Source organism: Rhodococcus qingshengii JCM 15477 (assembly GCF_023221595.1).
Taxonomy (GTDB): domain Bacteria; phylum Actinomycetota; class Actinomycetes; order Mycobacteriales; family Mycobacteriaceae; genus Rhodococcus_F; species Rhodococcus_F qingshengii.
The window spans coordinates 3951670-3978295 of sequence record NZ_CP096563.1 but is presented as its reverse complement, the minus strand read 5'-3'; the positions used below and the strand labels follow the sequence as shown (position 1 = coordinate 3978295).

The following is a 26626-nucleotide window of genomic DNA, read 5'->3' as shown; positions in this document are numbered from 1 at the left end:
ACGTGACTGACACTATTGACCCCACCCCCGTGGCTCGTCGGCGAAAACTCGCGCGGGTCACGGGGAGTGTGGGGCCGCTCGGAATCGGAGTGGCCACCCTGTGGCTCTCCGTCATCGTTCTGCTTCCGCTCGCCGCGTTGACCGCCACCGCGTTCGACGAGGGGATCTCCGGATTCTGGGACGCCGTCACCGCACCCGTCGCCTTGGCGTCGTTGCGCGTGACGTTGTTGGTCTCGGTGATCGTGGCATTGATCAACGTCGTGATGGGCACGATCATCGCGTGGGTGCTGGTCCGGGACGACTTCCCGGGCAAGCGCATCGTCAACTCGATGATCGATCTGCCGTTCGCGCTACCGACCATCGTGGCATCGATCGTGCTGCTGTCCCTCTACGGCCCGCAGTCACCGATCGACATCCATCTCAATGCAACTCAGCCCGGACTGATCGTGGCATTGGCCTTCGTGACCTTGCCGTTCGTCGTCCGTTCCGTGCAGCCGGTGCTGATGGAGGTCGACCGCGAAGTCGAGGAAGCCGCTGCGTCGTTGGGAGCTTCCAACTGGACGATCTTTCGCTCGGTTGTTCTCCCGACGTTGGCGCCTGCCGTCATCTCCGGTGCGGGCCTCGCGTTCGCCAGAGCGATCGGTGAATACGGCTCGGTCGTTCTGATCGGCGGCAACATCCCACGCGTGACACAGATGACGTCGCAGTACATTCAGCAGCAGATCGAGATCGATCGTCCGACCAACGCCGCTGCCGTCTCGGTAGCGTTGCTGGCCATCGCATTCGTGACGCTGTTCGTCCTGCGAATCTTCGCCTCGCGGGGACAGCGACGTGAGGAGAGTTCCCGATGAACGTGTCCAGAGGATCGAAGATCGGTCTGCGGACCATCGCTCTCGTCTACCTGTTCGTGTTGCTGGTCGTGCCGATCGGTGTGATCCTGACGCGAACGTTCGAGAACGGAATCGGCCCGTTTCTCGAATCGATCACGACACCGGCAGCGATTTCCGCGCTGAATCTTTCGCTGATCATCGTGGCGATCGTGGTTCCGATCAACGTGGTGTTCGGTGTCGTCACGGCTCTGGCACTCGTGCGTGGGCGTTTCCCGGGCCGCGGAGTTCTGCAGTCGGTGGTCGACCTGCCCTTCGCGGTCTCGCCCGTCGTCGTCGGTGTGTCGTTGATTCTCCTGTGGGGTGCCAACGGTTGGTTCGGCGGCATCGAATCGTTGGGGTTCAAAGTCATCTTCGGGTTGCCAGGCATGGTGATCGCGACGATTTTCGTGACGCTGCCCTTCGTCGTCCGGGAAGTCGAACCCGTACTTCACGAGATCGGCGACGAGCAGGAACAAGCAGCCGCGACGCTCGGTGCCTCGGGCTGGCAGACGTTCTGGCGGATCACCTTGCCCGCGATCCGTTGGGGCCTGACGTACGGAATCGTGTTGACGGTGGCGCGTTCGCTCGGTGAATTCGGCGCAGTCATCATGGTCTCTTCCGGCTTCCCGGGGGTATCCCAGACACTGACATTGCTGGTGCACTCGCGATACATCGACGACCACAACACCTTTGGTGCGTATTCGGCGGCAACGCTGCTGATGGGCATCGCCATCATTGTCCTGTTGCTGATGACGCTGCTGGACCGTAAGAGGAGCACCACATGATCACAGTGACCGGGGCCCGCAAGAACTACGGTGATTTCGCGGCGCTCGACGACGTGACGGTCAACATTCCCTCGGGTTCGTTGACGGCATTGCTCGGGCCCAGTGGCTCGGGAAAGTCGACGTTGCTGCGTTCGATCGCAGGGCTCGAAGAACTCGATTCGGGAACCATCACCATCGCAGGCAAGGACGTCACCGGCGTCTCGCCGCAGAAGCGTGACATCGGTTTCGTGTTCCAGCACTACGCGGCGTTCAAGCACATGACCGTGCGGGACAACGTGGCGTTCGGGCTCAAGATCCGCAAGCGCCCGAAGCCGGAGATCGAGAAGAAGGTCAACGAACTACTGGGGATCGTCGGTCTCGACGGGTTTCAGCATCGGTACCCCGCGCAGCTCTCCGGCGGTCAGCGTCAGCGCATGGCGTTGGCGCGCGCTCTGGCTGTGGATCCACAGGTGCTCCTGCTCGACGAGCCCTTCGGCGCGCTCGACGCGAAGGTGCGTGCCGACCTGCGCACGTGGTTGCGTCGCCTGCACGACGAGGTGCACGTCACCACCGTCCTGGTCACCCACGACCAGGAAGAGGCTCTCGACGTCGCCGACCGCATCGCGGTGCTGAACAAGGGGCGGATCGAGCAGATCGGTGAACCTGCCGACCTGTACGACCGCCCGTCCAACGACTTCGTGATGTCCTTCCTCGGATCCGTCGCGAAGCTCAACGGGCAGTTGGTCCGTCCGCACGACATCCGCCTCGGCCGCGATCCGAGCATGGCTCTCGCGCAGGAATCCGGAACGGCCGAGTCGCTCGGCGTCACACGCGCAACAGTCGAGCGCGTCGTGTACCTCGGCTTCGAGGTTCGAGTGGACCTGCGCAACGAGGCAACCGGCGAGCTCTTCTCGGCTCAGGTCACGCGCGGTGACAGTGCAGCGCTGCACCTCGAGGCGGGGGAGACGGTGTACGCGCGTGCTACCCGGGTGCCGGATCTGCCGGAGACCCCGGTGTCGACGCCGGTGCAGGAGCCGGTCACGGTGAGCGTGGTCGGCCAGGTATGACCCGCTCGCCCTGTTCGACCTGTTGTACCCCCACTCCTGTTTGAGCGAACGGCACTTTCGGACTCCTGATGGCGCCGAAAGTGCCGTTCGCTCAGAGGTGGGGGTCGGGCAACAGCGAGACGAGTTCAGCCCTCTCGGCAGACGAGGACCGGGCACTGGGCGTGGTGGATGAGGCTCTGACTGGTCGATCCGACTATCGACGCCATGAACGGGCTGCGGCCGTGGCTACCGACGACTACGAGTTGCGCTTCCGCCGAGTGCTCGAGCAGTGCCTTCATCGGTCCGCTGCGCTGGACACTGCGGGTGACTTCGACATCGGGGTACTTCTCCGTCCAGCCGGCGAGGCACTCGGACAGCAGTGCATGCTCATGCTGTTCGTACGGTCCCCAGTCGACGAAGCGCCTGGCTTCGGAATACCCGCCCAGCGAGGCGTGCTCGTTCCACGTGTGGACCGCAACCAAAGGTGCGCCGAGGAACGCGGCAAATTCGAAGGCATGCGCGACGGCGAGTTCGCTGAGCTTGCTCCCGTCGACGCCGACGACGATGGGCCTGGTGTCGGCCATCGCGTGATCACCCGTACCGCGGAATACGGCCACGGGACAGTGCGCGCGGTTGACCACCCGAATGGTGTCGGATCCGAGAAACACGGACTGCATTTCGCTGGTGCCGGCCTGACCCAGTGCAACGATGCGAGCCGACTTCGAGAGTTCGACGAGTGTGGTTGCGGGAGTACCGGTCACGAGGCCACGTTCGACGGTGACGTCGGTGTGATCATCGCGGATGGCGTCCTCAGCCTCGTCGAGCAGTTTTGCACCCTCGACGCGAAGGTGGTGGTCGAACATCTCTTCGTCGGTGACGTTGGTACCGCCACCGGACTCGGGTTGTCCTGGCAGCACGTGGGTCAGGCGAAGTGGTTCGTCGAATCTCTTTGCAGCCGAAGCTGCCCACCTCGCGGCGTTGACCGCGCTTGCCGAGCCGTCGATACCGGCCACGATTCCGTGTCGAACAGATGCACTGGTCATGGAAGTCTCCTCGCGTCGCCTCCTTACCAGTGTGTCCCTGCTCACCCCCGGTTCGCTACAAACCGGTCAGCTCCCGTGGTGCGAGAACGTCGGTGGGCACTGCCGCGCGAGATCGACGCGGGCGCAACGACAACAGAGCGGTGATGAATCCGTTACCGGGCAGTGTCAGTTCCACGTTCTTCAACACGGTTCGGCGCATCAACGCGAGCAGGGCCGCGACGCCGGTGACGGCCATCCACATAGGCAGCGGGTACAGCGTCAGGCGTTCACCAAGGCCGAAGGTCAGGGTTCGTCCGAGAAGCAGTACGGCGCCGACGATTCCGGTGGCCGCGCACAGCCCTGACCACACTGCGATCCATTTGCTGTGCTTCCAGAATTGAATTGCCATGAGGACGAGAACGGCATGACGTGCGACGAAGCCGGGAAGTACGGCGGTCCAATGAACGAAGGTCCCGTCGTTCGCCGGGAAGAGGCCGGTGGCCGCGGTGCTCAATGCAACGACGACGGCAAGACCGAGAATCCACTTCTTCGCACGACCGTCCGGAATGTACTTGTGCAGCAAGGCCGCACCGAGGATGGTGAGCGCACCGAGGATCATGAAGGCCGCGTTCATCACGTCGTGCATCGGCGAACATGAATCCACGCTGCATGTCGTCACGCCCAGCGAACTGATGGAGTCGCGCGCGAAGCTGTACGGCGTCTTCCATGCTCCGGCTGTGAAGATTTCGACAAGCAGGTAGAGCACCGACAGGACCCATGCGATGCCGGCTGTGCCGAGGCGAAGATTGTGAGTGATGGTGTTCCCTCTCGCGGCGCTCTGAGGGGATTGCACCCAAAGATCTGTTTCGCAGGCGAAGGAGGTACCTTCGCGAGCTGGACAGATCCAACACTACGGTAACAATCTGATAACGGCCTGTGAAACCGGATCAGGCGGAGCGGACCAGACGGCCGGGTAGTGCATCAGCGACTTGTCGGTAACGGTCGATCATCGTTTCGATCAGTAGAGAGTGCCCACCGATCGTGTCGGCGAAACGCGCGCGCGGACATGCAGTTGCTGCGGCAGCGCTGAGTCGATCGGTCAGTAGGCCGGGAGCCAAGAACCACGGTGCGACGACAACACGTTCGGCGCCGTCCTGTTCGAGTGCGGAGATCGCCTGGGCAACTGTCGGTTCCGCGGATGTCGCGAAACAGATTCGAACGCCCGACCAGTTGGTTCCGCCGAGGAGAGTGGACGCCAATTCTGCGGTCGCGGCATTGGCGCGCGCATCGGACGAGCCGACTGCCGCAAGAGCGACACCGACCGACGGATCGTCCGGCCGGGCACCCACTTCGAGAATTCGCTCGCGTACTGCCTCGATCAGCCGAGCATCGCGACCCAGTACGTCTGCTTGGAACACGGTCAACTGGGGGTGGCGTGTCGCGGCAGCGGCCAAGAGTCCGGGCAGATCTACCCGGGCGTGGAAGGCATTGCCCAGCAGCATCGGAACAACAACGGCGTGAGTGTGGCCGTCGTGTGCAACTCCGTCCAGGACCTGATCGATGGACGGTGCATTGAGGTCGAGGAACGCCAGCCGGACATCGAGGTCTGGCCGGACTTCACGAAGAGCTGCCACAGCAGCCGCGATCACCCGAGCAGAACGGGGGTCACGGCTGCCGTGCGCAACAGCGATGAGCGGAACCATCGACTTAGACGCGGTCGCCCAATTCGACAGCGGAAATGACGTCGCCCACCAGGCCGGCTGCGAGAGTGTTTCCACCAGCGGGATCGATCAGCAGGAAGCTGCCGGTGTGGCGGTTGACGGCGTAGTCGTCAGCCACGATCGGCTCGGCCACCCGGATGGAGATCTTGCCGATCTCGTTGAGCTCGAGAGTGTCCGGGCCCTGATCCGTGGTGAGGTCCTGCTCGTTGAAGCGTTCCACCAAGCTGCCCACGATGGCCTGCGTCGTTCGCGTGCCGTGCTTGAGCAGCAGACGTGCACCGGGGCGCAGCGACTTCTCGGCCAGCCAGCAGACAGTGGCGTCGAATTCGCCGATCGGCTCGGGTGCGTCGGACGGCGATGCGATGGTGTCGCCGCGAGAGACGTCGACGTCGTCGGCCAGGATCAGCGTGACGCTGCGTCCGGCGTGGGCGACGTCCAGTTCGCCGTCGGCCGTGTCGATACGTGTGACGGTGGTGCGCGTACCCGAGGGCAGGATCACCACTTCGTCGCCGGGCACGACGGAACCGGCAGCGACCTGACCGGCGTAGCCGCGGTAGTCGAGGAACTCTGCGGTGCGGGGGCGGATCACGTACTGCACCGGGAAACGCAGACCGACGCGATGTGGCTCGGCGTCGACCGGAATCGACTCGAGGTGCTCGATCAGCGTGGGGCCGGTGTAGTACGGGGTCTTGTCGGAGCGGATGGCGACGTTGTCACCGTGCAGTGCCGACACCGGGATCTCGACGACGTCTTCGCTTGCCCAGCCAAGTGAGCTGGTGAGTTCGTTGAACTCGGCGGAGATCGAGGTGAAGACCTCTTCGGGGTTCTCGACGAGGTCGATCTTGTTCACGGCGAGAACGAGCTTCGGGACACCGAGCAACGCGAGAACCGCTGCGTGCCTGCGAGTCTGCGCGATGACGCCCTTGCGAGCATCGACCAGCAGGATCACGAGCTGAGCCGTCGAGGCACCGGAGACCGTGTTGCGGGTGTACTGCACGTGGCCCGGTGTATCGGCGAGCACGAAGGTGCGCTTGGGGGTCGCGAAGTAGCGGTACGCCACGTCGATGGTGATGCCCTGCTCACGCTCGGCGCGCAGTCCGTCCACCAGGAGCGAGAGGTCAGGGGTGTCGAGACCGCGGTCCACCGACGCACGGGTCACGGCGTCGATCTGGTCGGCGAGAACGGATTTCGTGTCGTACAACAGGCGGCCCACGAGGGTGGACTTTCCGTCGTCGACGCTGCCGGCAGTTGCCAGTCTGAGCAGATCGCTCATCAGAAGTAGCCCTCTCGCTTGCGGTCTTCCATGGCCGCTTCGGAAACTCGGTCGTCGCCACGGGTCGCGCCGCGCTCGGTCAAACGTGATGCCGCAACCTCGGCGAGGATCGCTTCGTTGTCAGCCGCATCGGAGAGAACAGCACCGGTGGTCGAACCGTCGCCGACGGTGCGGTAACGCACCGAAAGGGTCTGCAGCTCTTCGCCGTCAGCCGGCCCACCCCAGACTCCGGGGGTCATCCACATGCCGTCGCGCTGGTACACCGGACGCTGGTGGGCGTAGTAGATGCTGGCGAGTTCGACATTGTCGCGAGCGATGTAACGCCAGATGTCCAGTTCGGTGAAGTTGCTGAGCGGGAAGACGCGCACCTGCTCGCCGGGGGAGTGGCGACCGTTGTAGAGGTTCCACAGCTCCGGGCGCTGCTTCTTGGGATCCCACTGGCCGAAAGCGTTGCGCAGTGAGAAGATCCGCTCCTTGGCACGTGCCCGCTCCTCGTCGCGGCGAGCGCCACCGAAGACGGCGTCGAAGCGATTCTCCGAGATCGCGTCCAGCAACGGCACGGTCTGCAGAGGATTGCGGATACCGTCGGGACGCTCGGTGAGGCGACCGTCCGCGATGTACTCCTCGACGCTGGCCACGTGCAGGCGCAGGTTGTACTTGGCCACCACGTGGTCGCGGAAGTCGAGGACTTCCTGCAGGTTGTGGCCGGTGTCGACATGCAGCAGGGTGAACGGCAACGGCGCAGGCCAGAAGGCCTTGATCGCCAGATGCAGCAGCACCGTGGAATCCTTACCGCCCGAGAAGAGAATGACCGGGCGTTCGAATTCGCCGGCTACCTCTCGGAAGATGTGGATCGCTTCGGACTCGAGGGCGTCGAGAGTATCGAACTGTGTGCCGTCGAGCTGAGGCCGTGAAGGTGTCAAGTCAACTGTCATGATGCGTGCAACCCGCATTCTGTCTTGGAGGCACCGGCCCAACGACCGCTACGCGGATCGCTGCCGGGGGCTGGCTTGCTGGTGCAGGGTGCGCAGCCGATGGACGGATATCCCTCGTCGACAAGGGGATTGACGAGGATGGAATTGGTGTCGATGTAGTTCTGCATCTCCTCGTCCGACCAGGGAGCGATCGGGTTGATCTTCACGAGTCCGAAGGCTTCGTCGAAGGAGATCAGGGGAGCGTTGGCGCGGGTGGGCGCTTCGACGCGGCGGATGCCGGTCACCCACGCGCTGTACCCGGACAGTGTCTGCTTGAGCGGCGCGACTTTGCGTAGTGCGCAGCAGCGGTTGGGATCACGGGCGAACAGATCCTTGCCCTCGGCGACATCCTGCTCGGCGACGCTTGCCAGCGCACGAGCGTTGATGACGTTGACGCCGTACACCTGCTCGACCGCGTCACGCGTGCCGATGGTTTCGGGGAAGTGATAGCCGGTGTCGAGGAAGAGTACGTCGACGCCCGGATGCACCTGTGCGGCAAGGTGAACCAGCACTCCATCCTGCATGTTCGACGCAACAATGTACGAGTCGCCGAACGTGTCCTCGGTCCACTGCAACAGTTCCTGCGCGCTGGCTCCGTCGAGTTCTACGGCACCGCGCTCGGCGATGGACCGAAGCTCGTCGGCAGTTGCTCGCGAAATGTCCACTGTCATCGCAAATCTCCTTCGTCTGCGCGCACTGCCCATTCGGCGAACCGTTCACCTTCGTTGCGGTTCTTGACGAACTGACGTACGACGCGGTCGATGTAGTCACCCATCTCGACGCTGGTGACCTTGTGCTGGCGCAGCTTGCGTCCGAAGGCGCTGTCGAATCCGAGGCTGCCTCCCAGATGAACCTGGAAACCCTCGACTTGATTCCCCTCACCGTCGTCGACGAGTTGGCCCTTGAAGCCGATGTCGGCGATCTGCGAGCGAGCGCAGGAGTTGGGGCAACCGTTGATGTTGATGGTGATCGGCACGTCGAGCTGGCTGTTGATGTCGGCAAGACGCTGTTCGAGTTCGGGCACGAGCACCTGCGAACGCTTGCGGGTCTCGGCGAACGAGAGCTTGCAGAACTCGATGCCGGAGCAGGCCATCAGGTTCTTGCGCCAGTGCGACGGACGGGCGGGAAGACCCAGCGCGTCGAGATCGGCGATGAGCGGCTCGAGCGTCTCGTCGGCGACGTCGAGGATGATCAGCTTCTGGTACGGAGTGAAGCGGATCCGGTCGCTGCCGGCCTTCTCGGCGGCGTCGGCGACCTGAGCCAGGATGTCTCCCGAGACGCGGCCGGCGATCGGAGCGAAACCGACTGCGTTGTGGCCGTTGCGGGTCTTCTGGATACCGACGTGATCGATCGGGCGCTTGGGCTTCTCGGGCGCGGGGCCGTCGATGAGCGGACGCTTCAGGTACTCGGTCTCGAGAACCTCGCGGAACTTCTCGATACCCCAGTCCTTGACGAGGAACTTGAGCCTGGCCTTCGCGCGCAGACGGCGGTAGCCGTAGTCACGGAAGATCGAGACGACGCCCTCCCAGACATCGGGGACCTCGTCGAGCGGAATCCAGGCGCCGACGCGCTGCGCCAGCATCGGGTTGGTGGACAGTCCGCCGCCGACCCAGAGGTCGAGGCCCGGGCCGTGCTCGGGGTGGTTCACGCCGATGAAGGCGATGTCGTTGATCTCGTGAACAACATCCTGCTGGCCGGAGATGGCGGTCTTGAACTTGCGCGGCAGGTTGGAGTACTTGGGGTCGCCGATGTAGCGGCGCACGATCTCGTCGATCGCCGGGGTGGGATCGAGGACCTCGTCGAGCGATTCGCCGGCCAGGGGAGAACCGAGGACGACGCGAGGGCAGTCACCGCACGCTTCGGTGGTCTTGAGCCCGACGGCTTCGAGGCGCTTCCAGATCTCCGGGACGTTCTCGACTTCGATCCAGTGGAACTGAACGTTCTCACGGTCCGACAGGTCGGCGGTGTTCCGGCCGAATTCCTTCGAGATACCGGCGATGGTGCGCAGCTGCTCGACGTTCAGAGCGCCGGCGTCGCAACGCACGCGCATCATGAAGTACTTGGCCTCGAGCAGGTCGATGTTCTCGTCGCCGGTGAAGGTGCCGTCGTAGCCTTCTTCGCGCTGGGTGTAGAGACCCCACCAGCGGAAGCGGCCGCGAAGGTCGCCCTTGTCGATGCTGTCGAAGCCCTGCTTGGAGTAGATGTTCTCGATGCGGGCCCGAACGTTGAGCGGGTTGTCGTCCTTCTTGGCCTGCTCGTTGGCGTTGAGAGGCTCGCGGTAACCGAGGGCCCACTGACCTTCGGCGCGACGCTTGGCGGGACGCGCAGCGCGTGCAGGCCGGGCTTCGGCAGCTGCTGCCGAATCGGCGGGTGTGGCGGCGTCGGTGGTCGACGTCATCGATGAACTCCTGGATCTGGGCGGTTGATCGGCACGCGGCACGCACTATCGATGAACTGTGGCGGTGTCTGATCGGGACGCACCGGTCCGTGTCGGAAATCGAGGGGGCTGTCCTCGGTCTCGGAAAGCTCGCGGCCGGCAGGTGTGCTCACGAAAACGAACAGCTGGAGAAGCTGCGTCCCTGAAAAGGCATGTCTCTGCAGAGAGTGTTTCGGTGAAGCAGATGGAGATGAGCGGGAAAGGCTGGAAGATCAGTGAAAGATCAACAGCTACACAGGTGCAGACACGACGAGCTGCACACACGCTTGAAGTCGACATGGCGACGCGCCACAAGTCGCACTCCGAGTCCGGTCATGCGGACCATTGTGCCACGTCAACTCGATAATTCCGACTCGGGCGCATATTTCCACGAAAAACGGGGGAAATATCGAGTTCAAGCCGTACGCCGACCTGCATCGCAGGCTGAATAGGTGCGCGTTCCGGATGCTGGGACACTGGAGGCGTGAATGTCACCAGCACGACTCCCACTCGACAGAGCGAGGCGACGCCCTTCGCCTTGCCCGCGCGATCGCTCGAGGGTGTCGGGAAACGGCCGTTCGGGATCTACATCCACGTCCCGTTCTGTGCCACCAGGTGTGGGTACTGCGATTTCAACACCTACACGGCCGGAGAGCTCGGAACTTCCGCCTCGCCGCAATCGTGGTTGGAAGGTCTGCGGCGCGAACTCGATCTCGCGGCCGAGATGACGGGCGCCCCGGCGGCGGAGACCGTGTTCGTGGGCGGTGGAACGCCGTCGCTGCTCGGTGGTGACGGATTGTCCGACGTGCTGTCGGCGGTGCGGAGCAGCTTCGGCCTGGCGTCCGGCGCCGAAGTGACCACGGAATCGAACCCCGAATCGACGTCGCCGGAGTTCTTCGGTGCTCTCCGCAGCGCTGGATTCACCCGGATTTCCCTCGGCATGCAGTCGGCCGCCCAGCACGTTCTGAAGATCCTCGACCGCACGCACACTCCCGGCCGCGCCGTCGCTGCCGCGAAAGAGGCTCGCGCAGCTGGTTTTTCGCACGTGAATCTCGATTTGATCTATGGAACCCCGGGGGAGCGCGATCAAGACCTGGACGCCTCACTCGATGCGGTCCTTTCCGCCGATGTCGATCACGTCTCGGCCTATGCGTTGATCGTCGAGGACGGCACCGCCATGGCTCGCAAGGTCAGGCGCGGCGAGCTGCCCGCCCCGGACGACGACGTGCTGGCCTCGCGGTACGAACGAATCGATTCACGCCTGTCCGAGGCAGGCTTGCGGTGGTACGAGGTCTCCAACTGGGCAAAGGCGGAAACCGCGGACTCCGGTGACACCCGGTGTCGTCACAACCTCGGCTACTGGGACGGCGGTGACTGGTGGGGTGCCGGTCCGGGCGCGCACAGCCACGTCGGCGGAGTGCGGTGGTGGAACGTCAAGCACCCGGCGCGGTACGCGGAACAGTTGGCGCTCGGCGAACTTCCCGTCGGCGGCAGCGAAGAACTGACCGCCGAGGACGAACACATGGAGCGAGTCATGCTGACCGCACGGTTGCGTACGGGACTTCCGTTGTCGGAACTGTCTGCATCCGAACGTCTTTCGGCCGAACAGGTGGTAGTCGACGGGTTGGCCGTGATCGAGAACGATCACGTGGTTCTCACCGACCGTGGTCGCCTGCTCGCCGATGCGGTGATTCGCACGATCCTGACCTGACGCGCAACCATCCTTCGCCGCGTAATGTGGCCGTGGTGGCCATCATTCATCGTGCGCAGCTGAATCCGTCCAAGAACGACCTGCTCCGAGCGTGGGTGCCCAAGCAGCCGTGGCTCGGGTCGGTCGACTGTTCGACGCTCGAACGCGTCGACGCCTATCGTTTCGACGACCCGGACGGTGAGGTCGGAATCGAGACGCACCTGATGCGCTCTGCCGACGGTCGAATTCTTCAGGTCCCGCTCACTTATCGAGGTGCTCCGCTGGACGGGGCGGAGACCGCACTGATCGCAACCATGGATCATTCGGTACTCGGCGAACGGTGGGTGTACGACGCATGCTGTGATCCGGTCTACGTGAGCGCGGTGGCGACCGCGATTCTGACCGGTGGGGCCGGAGTCGAAATGGTCTTCGCGGACACCGCCGATCACATCCCCGTGACGGCTCACGTAGTAGGCAGCGGTACGGCCCGCGCTTCCGTACCGGCAGTCGAATCCGTGACCTGCTCGACAGTCGGCACCGACACGATCATCCGCGCGGGAAGCCTGGAACTGACTGTGGCGAGAGTGATCGACGCAGATCGAGTCTCGGACCCGGAGACGCTCACCGGAACCTGGCCGGGGCAAACGACACCTGCGTTGCTCGTGACTATCGCCTGAGCGTCAGCGGACGCCCTCGATGACACCGGGCGTCAGCGGACGCCCTCGATGACACCGGGCATCGCGTCGAAGTCGAAGACACGCGCGTGCAGCACGACGCGGTTTCGCAGGGCCGAACGAACCGCTCGGTGCAGACCGTCCTCGAGGTAGAGCGTGCCGCGCCACTGCACTGCGTGCGGGAACAGATCGCCGTAGAAGGTCGAGTCCTCCGACAGCAGGCGATCGAGTTCGAGGACCTTCGTGGTGGTCACGATCTCGTCGAGTCGAACCTGACGTGGAGGGAACTTCGACCAGTCGCGTAGAGACAGTCCGTGATCGGGATACGGTTTGCCGTCCATCACGCCTTTGAAGATCATGTGCCGCCTTGTCCATGGTTGTGCGATCGACCTTTCGCCGATCTCACTCCACAGTAAGGGCAACAGCCGTCTCTGGCGCTCGGGCGATTAGACTGCCAGTGGAAACCGATGTGTAAATGTCGGCGTTCGTTCTTTTCAGGAAACGGAGGTGGCAACGATGTCGAGTACCGACGACAGGCGTTTCGAGGTCTTACGTGCAATCGTGGCCGATTACGTCTCCACCCAGGACCCGGTGGGATCCAAGGCACTGGTCGAGCGTCACAACCTCGGAGTGTCGAGCGCCACTGTGCGCAACGACATGGCATTCCTCGAGGCCGAGGGCTACATCGCCCAACCGCACACCAGTTCCGGCCGCGTCCCCACCGACAAGGGATACCGCGAATTCGTCGATCGCATCGCCGACGTCAAGCCCATGTCCGGGCCCGAGCGTCGAGCGATCCTCGAGTTCTTGGAGTCGGGTGTCGACCTCGACGACGTTCTGCGTCGTGGTGTGCGACTGCTCGCGCAACTGACCCGTCAGGTCGCGGTTGTCCAGTACCCGTCGCTGTCCGCGTCGTCGGTTCGCCACCTCGAGGTGGTCGCTTTGACGCCGGCGCGCCTGCTTCTCGTTCTCATCACCGATTCCGGCCGCGTCGATCAGCGAATCGTCGAACTCGGAGACGTCCTCGAAGACGAAGACCTTTCCCGGTTGCGCACGCTTCTCGGCGGAGCACTGGAAGGAAAGCGCCTGGCCGCCGCGTCGATTGCCGTGGCGGAACTGGCCGACGAGTCTCCGGCCGACCTTCGCGACGCCGTGATCCGCTCGGCAACGGTTCTGGTCGAGACCCTGGTCGAGCATCCGGAAGATCGCCTCGTTCTGGGCGGAACCTCGAATCTCACGCGCAACGCCGCCGATTTCTCCGGTCTGGCCGGCTTCCCCGGTTCGCTGCGCGCAGTGCTCGAAGCACTGGAAGAGCAGGTAGTGGTCCTCAAACTGCTCGCTGCGACGCAGAACTCCGGCACGGTCACCGTTCAGATCGGTGAAGAGACGCAGGTCGAACAGATGCGCGGAACCTCCGTGATTTCGACTGGCTACGGCGCGGCCGGTACCGTTTTCGGTGGTGTCGGTGTGCTCGGACCCACTCGGATGGACTATCCGGGAACAATTGCATCGGTTGCCGCCGTTGCCAGATACATCGGCGAAGTTCTCTCCGAGCGATGACGGACGTCGACATTCGTCGGCACGCCTCCTCGCGAGGACTGAGGAAAACCTAGAAGTAAGAGAAGGACGAGAGACTCAACGTGGCACGGGATTACTACGGATTGCTCGGCGTCGACAAGAACGCGACAGACCAGGAGCTCAAGCGCGCTTACCGCAAGCTGGCACGCGAACTGCACCCGGACGTCAACCCTGACGAGGCGGCGCAGGCCAAGTTCAAGGAGATCTCGACGGCCTACGAGGTCCTGACCGACCCGGAGAAGCGTCGCATCGTCGATCTCGGCGGAGACCCGCTCGAGTCCGGTGGTGGCGGCGGTGGTGGCTTCGGCGGCGGATTCGGTGGCGGCGGCCTCGGCGACGTCTTCGAAGCATTCTTCGGCGGCGGTGGCGGCGCAGGTCGTGGGCCGCGCGGTCGCGTTCAGCCCGGAGCCGACTCGTTGCTTCGCACCAAGCTGACCCTCGCAGAATGTGCGACGGGAGTCAGCAAGCACGTGACCGTCGAGACGGCCATTCTGTGCGACAGCTGCACCGGAGCCGGAACCAACGGCGACTCCAAGCCTGTCCGCTGTGAGACCTGCAACGGTGCCGGCGAAGTTCAGTCCATCCAGCGCTCGTTCCTCGGTCAGGTCATGACCTCGCGTCCCTGCCCGACGTGCCGCGGTGCCGGTGAGACCATCCCGGATCCCTGCCACAAGTGTGGCGGCGACGGCCGAGTTCGGGCCAAGCGTGACATCACCGTGAAGGTTCCCGCGGGCGTCGCCGGTGGCATGCGCATCCGTTTGACCGCGCAGGGTGAAGTGGGCCCGGGCGGCGGACACCCCGGCGACCTCTACGTCGAGATCGTCGAGCAGCAGCACGACGTCTTCGTTCGAGACGGTGAAGACCTGCACTGCACGATCCGCGTTCCGATGGTCGACGCAGCGCTCGGTACGACTGTCACCGTCGACACCATCATCGACGGCCCCAAGGAAATCACCATCGAGCCAGGCACCCAGCCCGGACACGTTGCTGTTCTTCGCGGTCATGGCATGCCGAAACTGCGGTCGGGAGTGCGCGGCGACGTGCACGCTCACCTCGAGGTGGTCATCCCGAGCCGTCTCGATCACAAGCAGTCCAAGCTGCTCAAGGAATTCAAGCTGCTCCGCGATCGTGACGAGGCCGAGGTTGTCTCGACGGCCTCGCAGAACAGCGGTGGATTGTTCTCGCGTCTTCGCGAAGCATTCAGCGGCCGCTGACGGTGGCCGCAACGGTCTTCTTTCTCGACCCGGTTCCCGGCGTCGGTGAAATCGCAGTTCTGGACGGACAGGAGGGTCGCCACGCGGCCACTGTCCGCCGGATCGGCGTCGGTGAGCGATTGGTGTTGGCCGACGGCCGAGGCCGGGTAGCCGACGCCGAGGTGACGAGCGTCGGCAAGGACCGCCTGGAACTGTTGGTCAGTGACGTTCAGGTTCTCGAGCAGCCCAAGCCGTTGGTGACCCTCGTTCAGGCACTTCCCAAGGCCGAGCGTTCCGAGTTGGCCGTCGAACTGGCGACCGAGGCGGGGATCGACGCGGTGATCCCGTGGCAGTCCTTGCGTTGTGTCGCCAAGTGGGAGGGCCCCAAGCTCGCCAAGGGCGTCGCACGCTGGCGAAGTGCGGCAGTGTCTGCGGCAAAGCAGTCCAGACGCGCGTTCGTCCCGGAAATTGCGGAACTGCACAAGACGCCGGCGGTGATCGCGTTGGTTCGTGACGCCGTTGCCCGTGGCGCTGTGGTTGCGGTGCTTCACGAATCGGCGACGACGCCGTTGGCCGGTTTGCCGCTGGCGAGCGCGGACGAGGTATTTCTGGTTGTCGGTCCCGAAGGTGGGCTGGACGATTCGGAGATCAGCGCGTTGTCGGAGGCCGGGGCCACTCCGGTGCTTCTCGGCCCGACGGTCCTGCGCACGTCGACCGCCGGGGCTGTTGCTCTGGGCGCGATCGGAGTGCTGACCGATCGCTGGGGACCACGGCCACTGCACTGATCTTGTTGTGATCCCGAGCTGAATCGGATCCGGCGCTCAGCGAAGTGTCAGATTTGCGCACTATCGTAAAGACGTCGGGGGTCGCCTTCGGCGTGAGTTGGTTCGGGGATTTCAGGAGGCCAGATGTTGTCACGTGCGCATATGCGAATCGTTGGAGCGGTGTGTGCCGCGGCGGCGTTGATGCTCGTCGCGGGGTGCACGGTCTCCACCGGAGACAACACGGGTTCCTCCAGCAGCGCCGTCACCACTACTCCGACCAGCGAGGCGCTCGTCACCGTCACACCGGCGGACGGCGGAACTCCGGTGAGTCCACTCGACCCCATCGAGGTCCAGGTCGCGAAGGGAACACTGACGACCGTCGCGCTGACCAATCCCGAGGGTAAGGAAGTCGCCGGTATCACCACGCCGGACAAGACGTCCTGGAAACCGAGCGAACCACTCGGATACGGCAAGACTTACAAGCTGGTCGTCGACGCCGTCGACGCGAACGGTGTTGCCACGACCAAGAACACGACGCTGACCACCGTCGCGCCGAGTAACCAGACCCGGGCGTATATCAACACCACCGGTGGCGCCTCGATATCGGACGGTGGCACGTACGGTGTCGGCACCGTCGTCGCCGTTCATTTCGACGAGTTGATCGGTGACAAGGCCGCGGCCGAGAAGTCTCTGCTGGTCACAACCAATCCGCCCGTACAGGGATCGTGGTACTGGGTCGACGGTCAGAACGTTCACTGGCGACCGCAGAACTACTACGCACCAGGCACGACGGTCTCGGTGAACGCGAACATCTACGGCAAGCAGCTCGGCAACGGACTGTACGGCCAGCAGGACGACACCGTGTCCTTCAAGATCGGCGACTCCCACGTCTCGGTCGCCGACGACAACACCAAGATGGTGACCGTCTACGAAAACGGTCAGGTGATCAAGGAAATGCCGACCTCGATGGGAATGGGCGGCACCGAGACGATCGGCGGCACGACGCTCTCGTTCTGGACCCAGCCCGGCACGTACACCGTGATGGACAAGGCAAATCCCGTCATCATGGATTCGTCGACCTACGGTCTGCCGATCAACTCGCGCCTCGGCTACAAGGAATCCATCAACTGGGCCACCCGCATCAGCACGGACGGTATCTATCTTCACGAGTTGGAGAGCACCGTCTGGGCGCAGGGAAACACCGACACCTCGCACGGTTGCCTCAATCTCAGTGCGGCCAATGCCAAATGGTTCTTCGATTTCTCGCAGCCGGGAGATGTCGTCGAGATCAAGAACACCGGCGGCGCTCCGCTGGAGGTGTGGCAGAACGGCGACTGGACCCTTTCCTGGGCAGACTGGGCCGCAGGCAGCGCCCTCGCCTGAGATAGATTTCCTCGGTGCCTCGATTCAAGATTCCGTACGGCCGACACGAGCAGCAGTTCGGGCATCTCTACGTTCCCGACGGAGTCGCTGACGGCCCGATCCCGGTCGTCATGCAGATCCACGGCGGCTTCTGGAGCGGGCAGTACGGATTGACTCTGGGCACCGCATTTGCCGTCGAACTCGCGCGGCACGGCGTCGCGGTGTGGAACATCGAATACCGCCGTCTCGGGGCGGGCGGTGGTTGGCCGGAGATGTCCGCCGACGTGAAAACGGCGTACGACGAAATCCCCGGACTGGTTGCCGGGAAGTCCTCGGCCGAATTGGATCTGAATCAGATTCGCTTGCTCGGGCATTCGGCCGGAGGACATCTTGCAGTGTGGCTGGCGGGGGAGAAGGACACGTTCACCCGGCCTGAACGGGTCATCGCACAGGCGGCCGCACTCGATCTGGCGTCGGCAGGCGAGCGTGGACGACGGATCAGCTTCATCGAGGATCTGTTCGGCGTTCCGTTCGACGCGGACCCGGATCTGTATCGCAGTGCGTCGCCGCAGCATCGATTGCCGATCGGCGTCCCCGTTGTGTGCGTCACGGGTGCGGAGGATCTGCAGGTGCCGGCCAAGGTGAGCTCCCGGTACGCGAAAGCCGCGGAAGCGGCTGGTGATCCCGTGGCACTGCGTGTGATCGAGGGCGAAGGACACGACGCATTTCTCTCACCCTCGACCGAGTCGTGGCGGGTCTCCCGTGAGTTGGTTCTCGCCGAAGACCCGCTGGCTCCGAGCACGTCAGACTGACGCGGGGTCTACTTCCACAGGGGCCTTCTTGCCCGGCAGGATGAACGCCACGACAACTGCCCCCACGAACAGTGCAAGACCGCCCGCCCAACTGGCCGCCGAAATCGCGTCGGCGTAGGCACTGCCTGCGGCGTCGAGCAACGGCCCTGCCTGAGCTGCAGCCAACGGGTTGCCTGCCATCTCTTCGGCGACCAACGAAGCGCCGCCGACGGATTCGCCCGACACCTCCATCGCGTACGCGGCCTGTTGTGCAAGTTCGCCCGTCAACTGCGGAACCTGCATTCCATCGATGAATCCGGCAATCGAATCCTTGTAGCTCGCAGCGAGGATCGAGCCGAGGATCGCGATACCCAGCGAGCCGCCGAGTTCGATGGCGGTGTCGTTGAGGCCACCCGCAGCACCGAGATCGTCCTCGGAGAAGTTGTCCATGATGGCGTCGGTGGCCGGCGGTTCGCTGAGACCGATGCCCAGGCCGAGCAGGATCAGTGGGACTGCGAACATCCAGTAGCCCGAATCGCCGTCGACCTGCGTGAGAATCAGAACGCCGATCGCGGCGACCACCATGCCGCCGACGATGGACGCCCGGACGCCGATCAGCGGAGTGATCCGCCCACTGACAACGGCGCCGATCGAAACGGCAATTGCCAAGGGCAGCAAACGAACACCGGTTTCGAGTGCGCCGTAGCCGAGGATGAACTGGAACTGCTGTGAGATGAAGTAGATGGCGCCGAAGGCGGCCAGGAACAGCAGAAGTACGGCGAGCGTCGCGCCGCCGACCATGCGCTGGCCGAGCTTACGGACGTCGAGCAGTGGCTGCGGGTGACGCAGTTCCCAGACGACGAACGAGACGAGGCCGATCGCAGCGAGTACGGCGGCACCGATGGGTCCGCCGGTCCACCCGAAGTGGAATCCGTTGATGATCGAGTACACGAGCGAGCCAATGGTGACCACCGAGAGTGCGCCGCCGATCCAGTCGATCCGGCCCAGGTGCTCGGCCTTGCTCGGCGGCACCAGAATTACGGCGGCGACGGCAGCGACTGCGGCGATCGGGACGTTGATCAGGAAAGTGATGCTCCAGGAATGACTGTCGAGAATCCATCCGGCCAACAGCGGACCGAGTGCAATCGCGAGACCCGACGTCGCCGCCCACGCCGCGATGGCGCGTGATCGCTCCGCTTTGGGAAAGGTAGCGACCAGAAGCGAAAGCGTCGCGGGCATGATGATCGCGGCGCCGACGCCCATGATCATTCGTGCCGCGATGACGGCGTTGGTGGTGTCCGCGATGCTGCCGAAGACGGCGCCGCCGGCGAACACGGCGAGTCCGGCGAGAAGTGCGCCGCGGCGACTGTACTTGTCACCGATCACGCCGAACAGCAGCATCAATGCGGCGTAGGGGACGGTGTAGCCGTCGATGACCCATTGAAGTTGCGTGCTGGTGAGGCCGAGGTCTCTGGTCATGTCCGGCGCCGCGACGATCAGCGCGGTATTCGCCATCACGACGATCAGCAGACTCAGGCACAACACCCCGAGCGCGGCCCACCGCCGTGAGTACGGCTGGTCCATCTCCGAGACAGGTTTGCTCATGAGTGTCGTCATGACGCGACTCCGTTCCTGATGATCGAAGACACTCCTCGATCTATTTGCACACTGATGTGTAAGTTAATAACTTGCACACCGATGTGCAACTATGATTGACCTAGATCACAGTTGGGCAGTCGAAAGAGGTGGAACGCGCGTTGACGCATTCGGGCACAGTCGTTTCGGGAACTGCCGAATCGGGCGGACGGCAGCGTCGTAGTCAGGCCGCGGCCAATCGCAATCGCATCATCGAGGCGGCGATCACGGCGTTCGCTGCTGATCCGGATGCGAGCATGGACGACGTCGCAAAGGCCGCCGGTGTGGTCAGGCGAACCGTGTACGCGCATTTCGACAGCCGAGAGGCGCTGATCAACGGCATCGTGGACGAGGCGTCGACCGATCTCGTAGCTGCGCTGAGCCAAGCCGGCGAGCCGCCCGAGCGCCCGGATCTGGCGACTGCCGTACTGGCATTGCTGTCATGGCCGGTCGGTGATCGCTTCCGGATGCTGCTCAGCTTTGCTCGCAAAGAGTTGGGGGAGCAGCGGATTCTCGATCTGATGGAGCCCGCGCGCGCCGTGAGTATCAGCGTCGTCGAGCGCGGTCAGCGTGACGGAACCTTCTCGAAATACCTGCCGGCCGAGACTCTGGTAGCGATGACCGAGGCGATCACGATCACTTTGTTCGATCAGGCCAACAGTGGGCTCATCACGGACTCGGGCGAATCCTTTGCCGCCGTGTGCCTGGTCATCGCGGGTATCAGTCCGGACAGAAGCTCCGAGATCGTCGCCGAAGCGTCGGAGTGGATCCGCGAATCGCTGCCGTCCGGTCGCCGCGAGGATTAGGCCGGGACGATTAACAAGTGGGCCGTGTCCGACTCTGGCGCTAGACTTCGAAGTATCGAGGCTCACGAGTCGAGTGGGCTGATCGGACCAGAAAGCAGGCCATATTCACCACGTGAGTGAACACAGTGAACTCGACGGGAACCGTGTAACCACCATCACCGAGCGCGCTCTGCCCGCAGAGCGCACCGTCCGTTCGAGTATGGATCTGGCGCCGGAGACCGTGCGTCAAATCCTGGGGGCGACGGACGAGAATCTCACCGCGATCGAACGTGAGCTTCGTGCCGACATTCATGTACGTGGCGGAACCATCTCCTTGTCGGGGACGGCTGCAGACGTGGCGCTGGCAGAACGTGTGTTCAGTGAATTGGCGTCGCTGGCCGGTCGGGGGCAGCCCATTGCTCCGGACGCTGTTCGACGAACCATCGGCATGCTCACCAACGAGGTCGGCGAGTCTCCGGCCGAGGTGCTCTCCCTCGACATTCTTTCGCGTCGGGGCAAGACGATTCGGCCGAAGACCCTCAACCAGAAACGCTACGTCGACGCCATCGACGAGAACACCATCGTGTTCGGAGTCGGCCCGGCCGGTACCGGCAAGACCTACCTCGCCATGGCCAAGGCCGTTCAGGCGTTGCAGGCGAAGCAGGTCTCTCGGATCATCTTGACCAGGCCGGCAGTCGAGGCCGGGGAGCGACTGGGCTTTCTGCCCGGCACGCTGCACGAGAAGATCGATCCGTATCTCCGCCCGCTGCACGACGCATTGCACGACATGATGGATCCCGAGGCGATTCCGAAGTTGATGCAGGCCGGAGTCATCGAGGTCGCTCCGCTCGCCTACATGCGTGGCCGGACGCTCAACGACGCCTTCATCATCTTGGACGAAGCGCAGAACACCACGGCCGAGCAGATGAAGATGTTCCTGACCCGCCTCGGGTTCGGTTCCAAGATCGTGGTCACCGGAGACGTGACCCAGGTCGATCTGCCGGGCGGGGCCCGTTCGGGTCTGCGCGCGGCATCCGAAATCCTCACCGGGATCGACGATATTCATTTCGCCACTCTCGACAGCAGCGACGTCGTACGTCATCGGCTGGTCTCTCACATCGTCGACGCTTACGAGCGTCACGAATCGGATCGGTCCGGCGAGTTGGCGGTCGGAAACCGGGCGCAGCGCCGCGCTGCACATGCTCATTCACCGCGACGGTAGGCTGAGCGACGCATCAACCCCTACTTTTCCCAGGAAAGAGCGTCGCACATGAGCATCGAGGTCTCGAACGAATCGGGCATGGACATCTCCGAACCGGAGTTGATCAGCGTTGCCCGTTTCGTGATCGCTCGGATGGATGTCCATCCGGCGGCCGAGCTGTCGATGGTTCTCGTCGACTCCGCGACGATGGCGGATCTGCACGTTCGCTGGATGGACCTGCCGGGTCCGACCGACGTCATGTCGTTCCCGATGGACGAACTCGAGCCGGGTGGCCGTCCCGATTCCCCCGAGCCGGGGCCGTCGATGCTCGGCGACATCGTGCTGTGTCCGTCTTTTGCCGCGGATCAGGCTGACAAGGCCGGGCATTCACTGGCTCACGAACTTGCCCTCCTGACCGTCCACGGTGTGTTGCACCTTCTCGGCTACGACCATGCGGAGCCGGAAGAGGAGAAGGAGATGTTCGGCTTGCAGAACAGTCTCCTCGAAGAGTGGTACGAAGACCTTCGCCGTATCGACCGCGAAGCAGCACTGGCCGAACGCGATCAGAAGCTGCTCGGTAAGACCGGTTTCGTCGACGGAGTGGACCGATAACAGTTATCCGGGGGTTCTGTAGTGAGTAGCGCCATAGCGCTCTTTGTTCTGGCGATTGCTCTTGTCCCGGTCGGTGGTGTGTTCGCGGCCGTCGACTCGGCGCTCAACACCATTTCGTCGGCGCGGATCGACGAGATGGCAAAGGAAGAGCGAGCCGGCGCCGCGCGAGTGCAACGCATCCTGACCGATCGTCCGCGATACGTGAATCTGATGGTCCTGCTTCGCATTTTGTGCGAGATCACGGCCACCGTCGTACTCGTGGGCGGCCTGATCGACGTCCTCTCGCTGGGCTGGGCACTGACCGTCACCGCGGTGATCATGGTTCTCGTCTCGTACGTGGTCATCGGCGTCGGACCGAGAACGCTTGGGCGCCAACATGCGTACTCCATCGCGATGGCCGCGTCGCTGCCACTGCTGTGGATCGGGGTTCTGCTCGGGCCGATCAGTCGCGTCCTGATCCTCGTGGGTAACGCATTGACCCCGGGTAAGGGCTTCCGCAACGGCCCGTTCGCGTCGGAAATCGAGTTGCGTGAACTCGTGGACATGGCGCAGGAACGCGGCGTCGTGGCCGACGAAGAACGCCGAATGATCCAGTCCGTCTTCGAACTGGGAGACACGTCGGCGCGCGAGGTGATGGTGCCGCGCACCGACATGGTGTGGATCGAGAACGACAAGAATGCCGGGCAGGCAACGTCGTTGGCCGTCCGCAGTGGTCACTCGCGCCTGCCGGTCATCGGGGAGAACGTCGACGACGTGCTCGGTGTCGTCTACCTCAAGGATCTGGTCAAGCAGACCTACCACCTGCCCGACGGCGGCCGGAACGTCAACGTCTGCGACGTCATGCGGCCCGCCGTCTTCGTTCCCGACTCGAAGCCGCTCGACAGCTTGCTGGCCGAGATGCAGCGCGACCGCAACCACATGGCGATACTCGTCGACGAGTACGGCGGAATCGCCGGGCTCGTCACGATCGAGGACGTCATCGAAGAGATCGTCGGTGAGATCGCCGACGAGTACGACGAGGACGAGACGCCGCCCATCGAGGATCTCGGAGACGGAATGTTCCGCGTATCCGCGAGACTTCCCATCGAAGACCTCGGTGAATTGTTCGATCTCGAACTCGAACTCGACGAGGTGGAGACCGTCGGCGGGCTGATCGGATACGTACTCGGCCGAGTGCCACTTCCCGGTTCCGAAGTGGAGTACGACGGTTTGATCCTGCGCGGCGAGGGAACCAATACGGGCCGAGGCCGGGTACGCATCAGCACGGTGTTCGTGCAGCGCATCCCGCCGTCCGAAGACGAAGAGACAGAAGACACCGATGACTGAGCGAGAGTTCAGCGAGGAGCAGCTATGAGCAAGAACGAATTCCGGTCAGGCTTCGTGTGTTTCGTGGGTCGACCCAATACGGGCAAGTCCACGCTGACCAACGCGTTGGTCGGCAGCAAGATCGCGATCACGTCCTCGCGCCCGCAGACGACGCGCCACACGATTCGCGGCATCGTTCACCGCGAGCATGCGCAGCTGATCCTGGTCGACACCCCTGGACTGCACAAGCCCCGCACTTTGCTCGGGCAGCGCCTCAATGACCTGGTTCGCGACACGTACTCCGAGGTCGACGTCATCTGCCTGTGCATCCCGGCCGACGAGGCCATCGGGCCCGGAGACCGCTGGATCGTGCAGCAGGTCCGTCAGATGGCGCCCAAGACCAAGCTTGTCGGCATCGTGACCAAGATCGACAAGGTCAGCCGCGACGCCGTCGGAAAGCAGTTGCTCGCGCTGTCCACCCTGCTCGGCCCCGAATCCGAGGTCGTTCCGGTGTCCGCGAAGTCGGGTGAACAGGTCGAGATCCTGGTCGACGTCCTCGCCGGTCTGATGGACGAGGGCCCGGCCTTCTACCCGGACGGCGAATTGACGGACGAGCCCGAAGAGGTGCTCATGGCCGAACTGATCCGTGAGGCTGCGCTCGAGGGGCTCGGCGAAGAATTGCCGCACTCTCTGGCTGTGGTGATCGAGGAGGTCATCCCGCGTGAGGGTCGCACCGAGAAGCAGGGCGAGATGCTCGACGTGCATGCGTTGCTCTACGTCGAGCGGCCCAGTCAGAAGGGCATCGTCATCGGTAAGGGCGGGGCGCGTCTGCGGGAAGTCGGTACCAGTGCGCGCCTGCAGATCGAGAAGCTGCTCGGTGTGCGGATCTTCCTGGAGCTGCACGTCAAGGTCGCCAAGGACTGGCAGCGCGACCCGAAGCAGCTCGGCCGGCTGGGCTTCTAGGGCCGGAGGACCCTGAGGATCGCCGCGCCGATGTCCTGCTCGTCGACGCCGGTGGCCAGGCGTCGGAGTTGGAGCCCGGTGATGACGGCGACGAGCGTCGATGCAATCGACTCCGGATCAGGTACACCGAGTGCCGTCAGAATCGTGACGGTCAAATCGTCGTAGGCGGCGAAGCATTCGACGGCGACTTCGTGGAGTTCGTGGTCGCGCCCGGCGGCGATGTACATCTCGAACGGCGCGATCCGCTCGGCCGAGAACGAAAGATCTCGCGTCACCTTTTCGGCTATTGCCGCGGCGTCCTCGACGCTCAGACCTTTGTCGCGGTACTCCTCGGCCAAGGCGCGCAGGCGCGTCGTCTCGTCGGTCACGAAACGAGACAGAGCAGCGCGGAGCATGTCCGACTGGCTGGCGAAGTGATACGTGATCGATCCGAGTGAGACGCCGGCCTGCGCGGCGATGCGCCGGTTGCTCACACCCGGGATGCCGTCGGTACCGACGACGTGCAGAACGGCGTCGAGTATTCGCTCGCGGACGTCCCGGTTACTCATCGGGTCACCACCACGGCTCGGGTCGGATCTGATCCCAACGCAGGACCGATTCCAATTGTGAAGCGAGGGAGACCAACAGAGGTTCGGTGTTCTCGTTGCCCATCAACTGCGCACCGATGGGAAGGCCGGTGTTGCTGAATCCGGCCGGCACGTTGACCGAGGGCCAGCCGAGGACGTTCCACGGCCACGCGTAGGGGCAGGCGCCGGTCATGACCTTGTCGGTGTCCCAGCCACCGATGCCGTCGATCGCGGTCGCCATGATCGGTGGAGTTGCCGTCGTGGGTGCCAGGACGACGTCGTAGGTGTCGAAGATCGCTCCGATCCGCTTTCGCATCCGCGGCTCGGCCGCGCGGGCCGCGCGCAGAGGTGCGCCGCGAAGTAGCTTGCCGTTCTGGGCATTTCCGCGTGTTCTGGCATCGACCAGTTTCGGGTCGGGAACGCGTCCGAGCCAGTCGTGGACCCCGACGAGTGAGCGGGGCAGAAAGTTCAGGCCGAAGATCAGGCCGTATGCGGGATCGTCGACGACGACGTGGTGTCCGAGCTCCCGCAGCGTGTCGGCGATCGAATGCACGGCCAGGCGCACTTCCGGGTCCAGCTTCACGGGAGTGGCGGTGAACGGATTGCGAAGGGAAAGCGCGATTTTCAGTTTTCCGGGGTCGCGTCCCACCGCGTCGCTGACGGTGACCGGTGTCGGCTTGTGGAGGTCGCCGTCATGGTTGCCGGCAGCGCCGTCGAGCAGCAGTGCCGCGTCGGCGACGGTGCGAGCGAGCGGGCCGTTGACCGTCAGGCCGTAGAACGCTTCGGCGTCGGGCCAGGTTGAGATGCGCCCGCGCTGCGGTTTGATTCCGACGAGGTTGGTCCAGGCCGCAGGGATTCGGATGGAACCGGCACCGTCGGAACCGATTCCGGCGCTGACCAATCCGGCGGCGACGGCCGCGGCGGTGCCGCCCGACGATCCGCCTGGAGTGTGGTGACGCGACCACGGATTGCGCGTGTAACCGAAGGCTGAACCGCTCGTAAGGGGCCACTGGCCCAATTCCGGGCTGTTGGTCTTGCCCACGATCACTGCGCCGGCGTCGCGGAGGCGTCGAACCATCTCCGAGTCCTCGGTCTTGGCCGGGAAATCGCCAGGGCAACCGAAGGCGGTGGGTTCGCCGGTGATGTCGACGTCGTCCTTCACTGCGATCGGCACACCGAGCAGCGGCAGACGCTCGCCGCGTGCGAGACGTCTGTCGGCCTCGGCAGCTTCCTCGAGTGCCTTCTCGCGCCGCACGATCTTGAACGCATTGAGGTGAGGCTGAGTGGCCTCGATCCGGCTCAGCGTTGCCTCCGTGGCCGCGACGGACGAGGTGGCGCCCGAGGCCAGACTCGCAACCTGGTCGACAAGACCGGGGGCGAGATCGTGGTCGGTTCGAGAAGTCATCAGGTTCCCTTCGCAAA

The 26626-nt window shown here is 63.9% G+C and carries 26 protein-coding genes; 15 read left to right on the top strand and 11 right to left on the bottom strand.

Annotation, left to right across the window (positions count from 1 at the left end; translation table 11 throughout):
* The first annotated feature begins 2 nt into the window (after nucleotides 1-2).
* The 3 genes from cysT to M0639_RS18090 are packed head-to-tail and all read left to right on the top strand — an operon-like array spanning nucleotide 3 to nucleotide 2700.
* A complete protein-coding gene (gene cysT / locus M0639_RS18100) occupies nucleotides 3-851 on the top strand; it encodes a sulfate ABC transporter permease subunit CysT (protein WP_030536617.1) in 849 nt (282 codons plus the stop codon).
* Complete coding sequence (gene cysW / locus M0639_RS18095; RefSeq protein WP_003944503.1) at nucleotides 848-1654, top strand: sulfate ABC transporter permease subunit CysW; 807 nt, start codon at nucleotides 848-850, stop codon at nucleotides 1652-1654. The genes cysT and cysW overlap by 4 nt, the downstream gene beginning before the upstream one ends.
* Nucleotides 1651-2700 (top strand): sulfate/molybdate ABC transporter ATP-binding protein, encoded by a 1050-nt coding sequence (locus M0639_RS18090; RefSeq protein ID WP_007731046.1) that lies wholly within the window; start codon nucleotides 1651-1653, stop codon nucleotides 2698-2700. The genes cysW and M0639_RS18090 overlap by 4 nt, the downstream gene beginning before the upstream one ends.
* Nucleotides 2701-2825: 125 nt before the next feature.
* On the opposite strand, the gene M0639_RS18085 is transcribed toward M0639_RS18090, so the two are convergent.
* The 7 genes from M0639_RS18085 to M0639_RS18055 all read right to left on the bottom strand — a co-directional run bounded on the left by M0639_RS18085 (nucleotide 2826) and on the right by M0639_RS18055 (nucleotide 10067).
* Nucleotides 2826-3722 (bottom strand): universal stress protein, encoded by an 897-nt coding sequence (locus M0639_RS18085; protein ID WP_003944544.1) that lies wholly within the window; start codon nucleotides 3720-3722, stop codon nucleotides 2826-2828.
* A 55-nt stretch (nucleotides 3723-3777) separates the two neighbouring features.
* A complete protein-coding gene (locus M0639_RS18080; protein ID WP_054801921.1) occupies nucleotides 3778-4554 on the bottom strand; it encodes a DUF998 domain-containing protein in 777 nt (258 codons plus the stop codon).
* Nucleotides 4555-4648: 94 nt separating this feature from the next.
* Complete coding sequence (locus M0639_RS18075; RefSeq protein ID WP_058039405.1) at nucleotides 4649-5404, bottom strand: sirohydrochlorin chelatase; 756 nt, start codon at nucleotides 5402-5404, stop codon at nucleotides 4649-4651.
* A gap of 4 nt (nucleotides 5405-5408) precedes the next feature.
* Nucleotides 5409-6695 (bottom strand): sulfate adenylyltransferase subunit 1, encoded by a 1287-nt coding sequence (locus tag M0639_RS18070; RefSeq protein ID WP_064074767.1) that lies wholly within the window; start codon nucleotides 6693-6695, stop codon nucleotides 5409-5411.
* Nucleotides 6695-7630 (bottom strand): sulfate adenylyltransferase subunit CysD, encoded by a 936-nt coding sequence (gene cysD / locus M0639_RS18065; RefSeq protein WP_007731054.1) that lies wholly within the window; start codon nucleotides 7628-7630, stop codon nucleotides 6695-6697. The genes M0639_RS18070 and cysD overlap by 1 nt, the downstream gene beginning before the upstream one ends.
* Nucleotides 7627-8340 (bottom strand): phosphoadenylyl-sulfate reductase, encoded by a 714-nt coding sequence (locus M0639_RS18060; protein WP_042924073.1) that lies wholly within the window; start codon nucleotides 8338-8340, stop codon nucleotides 7627-7629. Before M0639_RS18060 ends, cysD begins: the two co-directional genes overlap by 4 nt.
* On the bottom strand, nucleotides 8337-10067 hold the full coding sequence (locus M0639_RS18055) for a nitrite/sulfite reductase (protein ID WP_042450188.1): 1731 nt from the start codon (nucleotides 10065-10067) through the stop codon (nucleotides 8337-8339). The genes M0639_RS18060 and M0639_RS18055 overlap by 4 nt, the downstream gene beginning before the upstream one ends.
* A 502-nt stretch (nucleotides 10068-10569) precedes the next feature.
* Between M0639_RS18055 and hemW the strand changes: the two genes are divergently transcribed.
* Complete coding sequence (gene hemW / locus M0639_RS18050; protein ID WP_064074766.1) at nucleotides 10570-11796, top strand: radical SAM family heme chaperone HemW; 1227 nt, start codon at nucleotides 10570-10572, stop codon at nucleotides 11794-11796.
* Between the two features lie 35 nt (nucleotides 11797-11831).
* Nucleotides 11832-12452 (top strand): CG0192-related protein, encoded by a 621-nt coding sequence (locus tag M0639_RS18045; protein WP_064074776.1) that lies wholly within the window; start codon nucleotides 11832-11834, stop codon nucleotides 12450-12452.
* Between the two features lie 32 nt (nucleotides 12453-12484).
* On the opposite strand, the gene M0639_RS18040 is transcribed toward M0639_RS18045, so the two are convergent.
* On the bottom strand, nucleotides 12485-12808 hold the full coding sequence (locus M0639_RS18040; protein ID WP_003944521.1) for a type II toxin-antitoxin system VapB family antitoxin: 324 nt from the start codon (nucleotides 12806-12808) through the stop codon (nucleotides 12485-12487).
* A 157-nt stretch (nucleotides 12809-12965) separates the two neighbouring features.
* On the opposite strand from M0639_RS18040, the gene hrcA reads away from it, so the two are divergent.
* From hrcA to M0639_RS18015, 5 genes are all read left to right on the top strand, one after another.
* Nucleotides 12966-14009 (top strand): heat-inducible transcriptional repressor HrcA, encoded by a 1044-nt coding sequence (gene hrcA, locus M0639_RS18035; RefSeq protein WP_003944583.1) that lies wholly within the window; start codon nucleotides 12966-12968, stop codon nucleotides 14007-14009.
* An 80-nt stretch (nucleotides 14010-14089) separates the two neighbouring features.
* Entirely contained in the window at nucleotides 14090-15241 is a 1152-nt protein-coding gene (dnaJ, locus tag M0639_RS18030; protein WP_003944460.1) for a molecular chaperone DnaJ, read from the top strand.
* 2 nt (nucleotides 15242-15243) lie between these two features.
* Complete coding sequence (locus M0639_RS18025) at nucleotides 15244-16005, top strand: 16S rRNA (uracil(1498)-N(3))-methyltransferase (protein ID WP_003944495.1); 762 nt, start codon at nucleotides 15244-15246, stop codon at nucleotides 16003-16005.
* A 123-nt stretch (nucleotides 16006-16128) separates the two neighbouring features.
* On the top strand, nucleotides 16129-17367 hold the full coding sequence (locus M0639_RS18020) for a L,D-transpeptidase (RefSeq protein WP_003944568.1): 1239 nt from the start codon (nucleotides 16129-16131) through the stop codon (nucleotides 17365-17367).
* A 14-nt stretch (nucleotides 17368-17381) separates the two neighbouring features.
* A complete protein-coding gene (locus M0639_RS18015; protein WP_042924086.1) occupies nucleotides 17382-18158 on the top strand; it encodes an alpha/beta hydrolase family protein in 777 nt (258 codons plus the stop codon).
* On the opposite strand, the gene M0639_RS18010 is transcribed toward M0639_RS18015, so the two are convergent.
* A complete protein-coding gene (locus M0639_RS18010; protein ID WP_054187677.1) occupies nucleotides 18150-19754 on the bottom strand; it encodes an MFS transporter in 1605 nt (534 codons plus the stop codon). The genes M0639_RS18015 and M0639_RS18010 overlap by 9 nt on opposite strands.
* A 128-nt stretch (nucleotides 19755-19882) precedes the next feature.
* On the opposite strand from M0639_RS18010, the gene M0639_RS18005 reads away from it, so the two are divergent.
* The 5 genes from M0639_RS18005 (at nucleotide 19883) to era (ending at nucleotide 24638) form a co-directional block, all read left to right on the top strand.
* Nucleotides 19883-20578: a TetR/AcrR family transcriptional regulator gene (locus M0639_RS18005; protein ID WP_007731067.1), complete on the top strand. Its 696-nt coding sequence runs from the start codon at nucleotides 19883-19885 to the stop codon at nucleotides 20576-20578.
* Nucleotides 20579-20690: 112 nt separating this feature from the next.
* Nucleotides 20691-21779, top strand: coding sequence for a PhoH family protein (locus M0639_RS18000; RefSeq protein ID WP_003944580.1), 1089 nt, complete (start codon nucleotides 20691-20693; stop codon nucleotides 21777-21779).
* A gap of 48 nt (nucleotides 21780-21827) precedes the next feature.
* The gene (gene ybeY / locus M0639_RS17995) at nucleotides 21828-22370 is read left to right on the top strand and encodes an rRNA maturation RNase YbeY (protein WP_003944525.1); all 543 of its coding nucleotides are present in this window, start codon (nucleotides 21828-21830) and stop codon (nucleotides 22368-22370) included.
* 21 nt (nucleotides 22371-22391) lie between these two features.
* The gene (locus M0639_RS17990; RefSeq protein WP_003944509.1) at nucleotides 22392-23696 is read left to right on the top strand and encodes a hemolysin family protein; all 1305 of its coding nucleotides are present in this window, start codon (nucleotides 22392-22394) and stop codon (nucleotides 23694-23696) included.
* 24 nt (nucleotides 23697-23720) lie between these two features.
* Nucleotides 23721-24638: a GTPase Era gene (era, locus tag M0639_RS17985; RefSeq protein ID WP_003944451.1), complete on the top strand. Its 918-nt coding sequence runs from the start codon at nucleotides 23721-23723 to the stop codon at nucleotides 24636-24638.
* On the opposite strand, the gene M0639_RS17980 is transcribed toward era, so the two are convergent.
* Both M0639_RS17980 and M0639_RS17975 read right to left on the bottom strand, forming a co-directional pair.
* Nucleotides 24635-25186: a TetR/AcrR family transcriptional regulator gene (locus M0639_RS17980; protein WP_030536607.1), complete on the bottom strand. Its 552-nt coding sequence runs from the start codon at nucleotides 25184-25186 to the stop codon at nucleotides 24635-24637. The two genes, era and M0639_RS17980, sit on opposite strands and share 4 nt — an antisense overlap.
* Before the next feature lie 4 nt (nucleotides 25187-25190).
* Complete coding sequence (locus tag M0639_RS17975) at nucleotides 25191-26609, bottom strand: amidase (RefSeq protein WP_064074765.1); 1419 nt, start codon at nucleotides 26607-26609, stop codon at nucleotides 25191-25193.
* Nucleotides 26610-26626 lie beyond the last annotated feature (17 nt).

Excerpts from the sequence above, each read along its gene's own strand:
- cysW (WP_003944503.1), top strand. The coding sequence starts at position 848 with ATGAACGTGTCCAGAGGATCGAAGATCGGTCTGCGGACCATCGCTCTC.
- M0639_RS18090 (WP_007731046.1), top strand. The coding sequence starts at position 1,651 with ATGATCACAGTGACCGGGGCCCGCAAGAACTACGGTGATTTCGCGGCG.
- M0639_RS18085 (WP_003944544.1), bottom strand. The coding sequence starts at position 3,722 with ATGACCAGTGCATCTGTTCGACACGGAATCGTGGCCGGTATCGACGGC.
- M0639_RS18075 (WP_058039405.1), bottom strand. The coding sequence starts at position 5,404 with ATGGTTCCGCTCATCGCTGTTGCGCACGGCAGCCGTGACCCCCGTTCT.
- M0639_RS18070 (WP_064074767.1), bottom strand. The coding sequence starts at position 6,695 with ATGAGCGATCTGCTCAGACTGGCAACTGCCGGCAGCGTCGACGACGGA.
- cysD (WP_007731054.1), bottom strand. The coding sequence starts at position 7,630 with ATGACAGTTGACTTGACACCTTCACGGCCTCAGCTCGACGGCACACAG.
- M0639_RS18060 (WP_042924073.1), bottom strand. The coding sequence starts at position 8,340 with ATGACAGTGGACATTTCGCGAGCAACTGCCGACGAGCTTCGGTCCATC.
- M0639_RS18055 (WP_042450188.1), bottom strand. The coding sequence starts at position 10,067 with ATGACGTCGACCACCGACGCCGCCACACCCGCCGATTCGGCAGCAGCT.
- M0639_RS18040 (WP_003944521.1), bottom strand. The coding sequence starts at position 12,808 with ATGATCTTCAAAGGCGTGATGGACGGCAAACCGTATCCCGATCACGGA.
- hrcA (WP_003944583.1), top strand. The coding sequence starts at position 12,966 with ATGTCGAGTACCGACGACAGGCGTTTCGAGGTCTTACGTGCAATCGTG.
- M0639_RS18020 (WP_003944568.1), top strand. The coding sequence starts at position 16,129 with ATGTTGTCACGTGCGCATATGCGAATCGTTGGAGCGGTGTGTGCCGCG.
- M0639_RS18010 (WP_054187677.1), bottom strand. The coding sequence starts at position 19,754 with ATGACGACACTCATGAGCAAACCTGTCTCGGAGATGGACCAGCCGTAC.
- ybeY (WP_003944525.1), top strand. The coding sequence starts at position 21,828 with ATGAGCATCGAGGTCTCGAACGAATCGGGCATGGACATCTCCGAACCG.
- era (WP_003944451.1), top strand. The coding sequence starts at position 23,721 with ATGAGCAAGAACGAATTCCGGTCAGGCTTCGTGTGTTTCGTGGGTCGA.
- M0639_RS17980 (WP_030536607.1), bottom strand. The coding sequence starts at position 25,186 with ATGAGTAACCGGGACGTCCGCGAGCGAATACTCGACGCCGTTCTGCAC.
- M0639_RS17975 (WP_064074765.1), bottom strand. The coding sequence starts at position 26,609 with ATGACTTCTCGAACCGACCACGATCTCGCCCCCGGTCTTGTCGACCAG.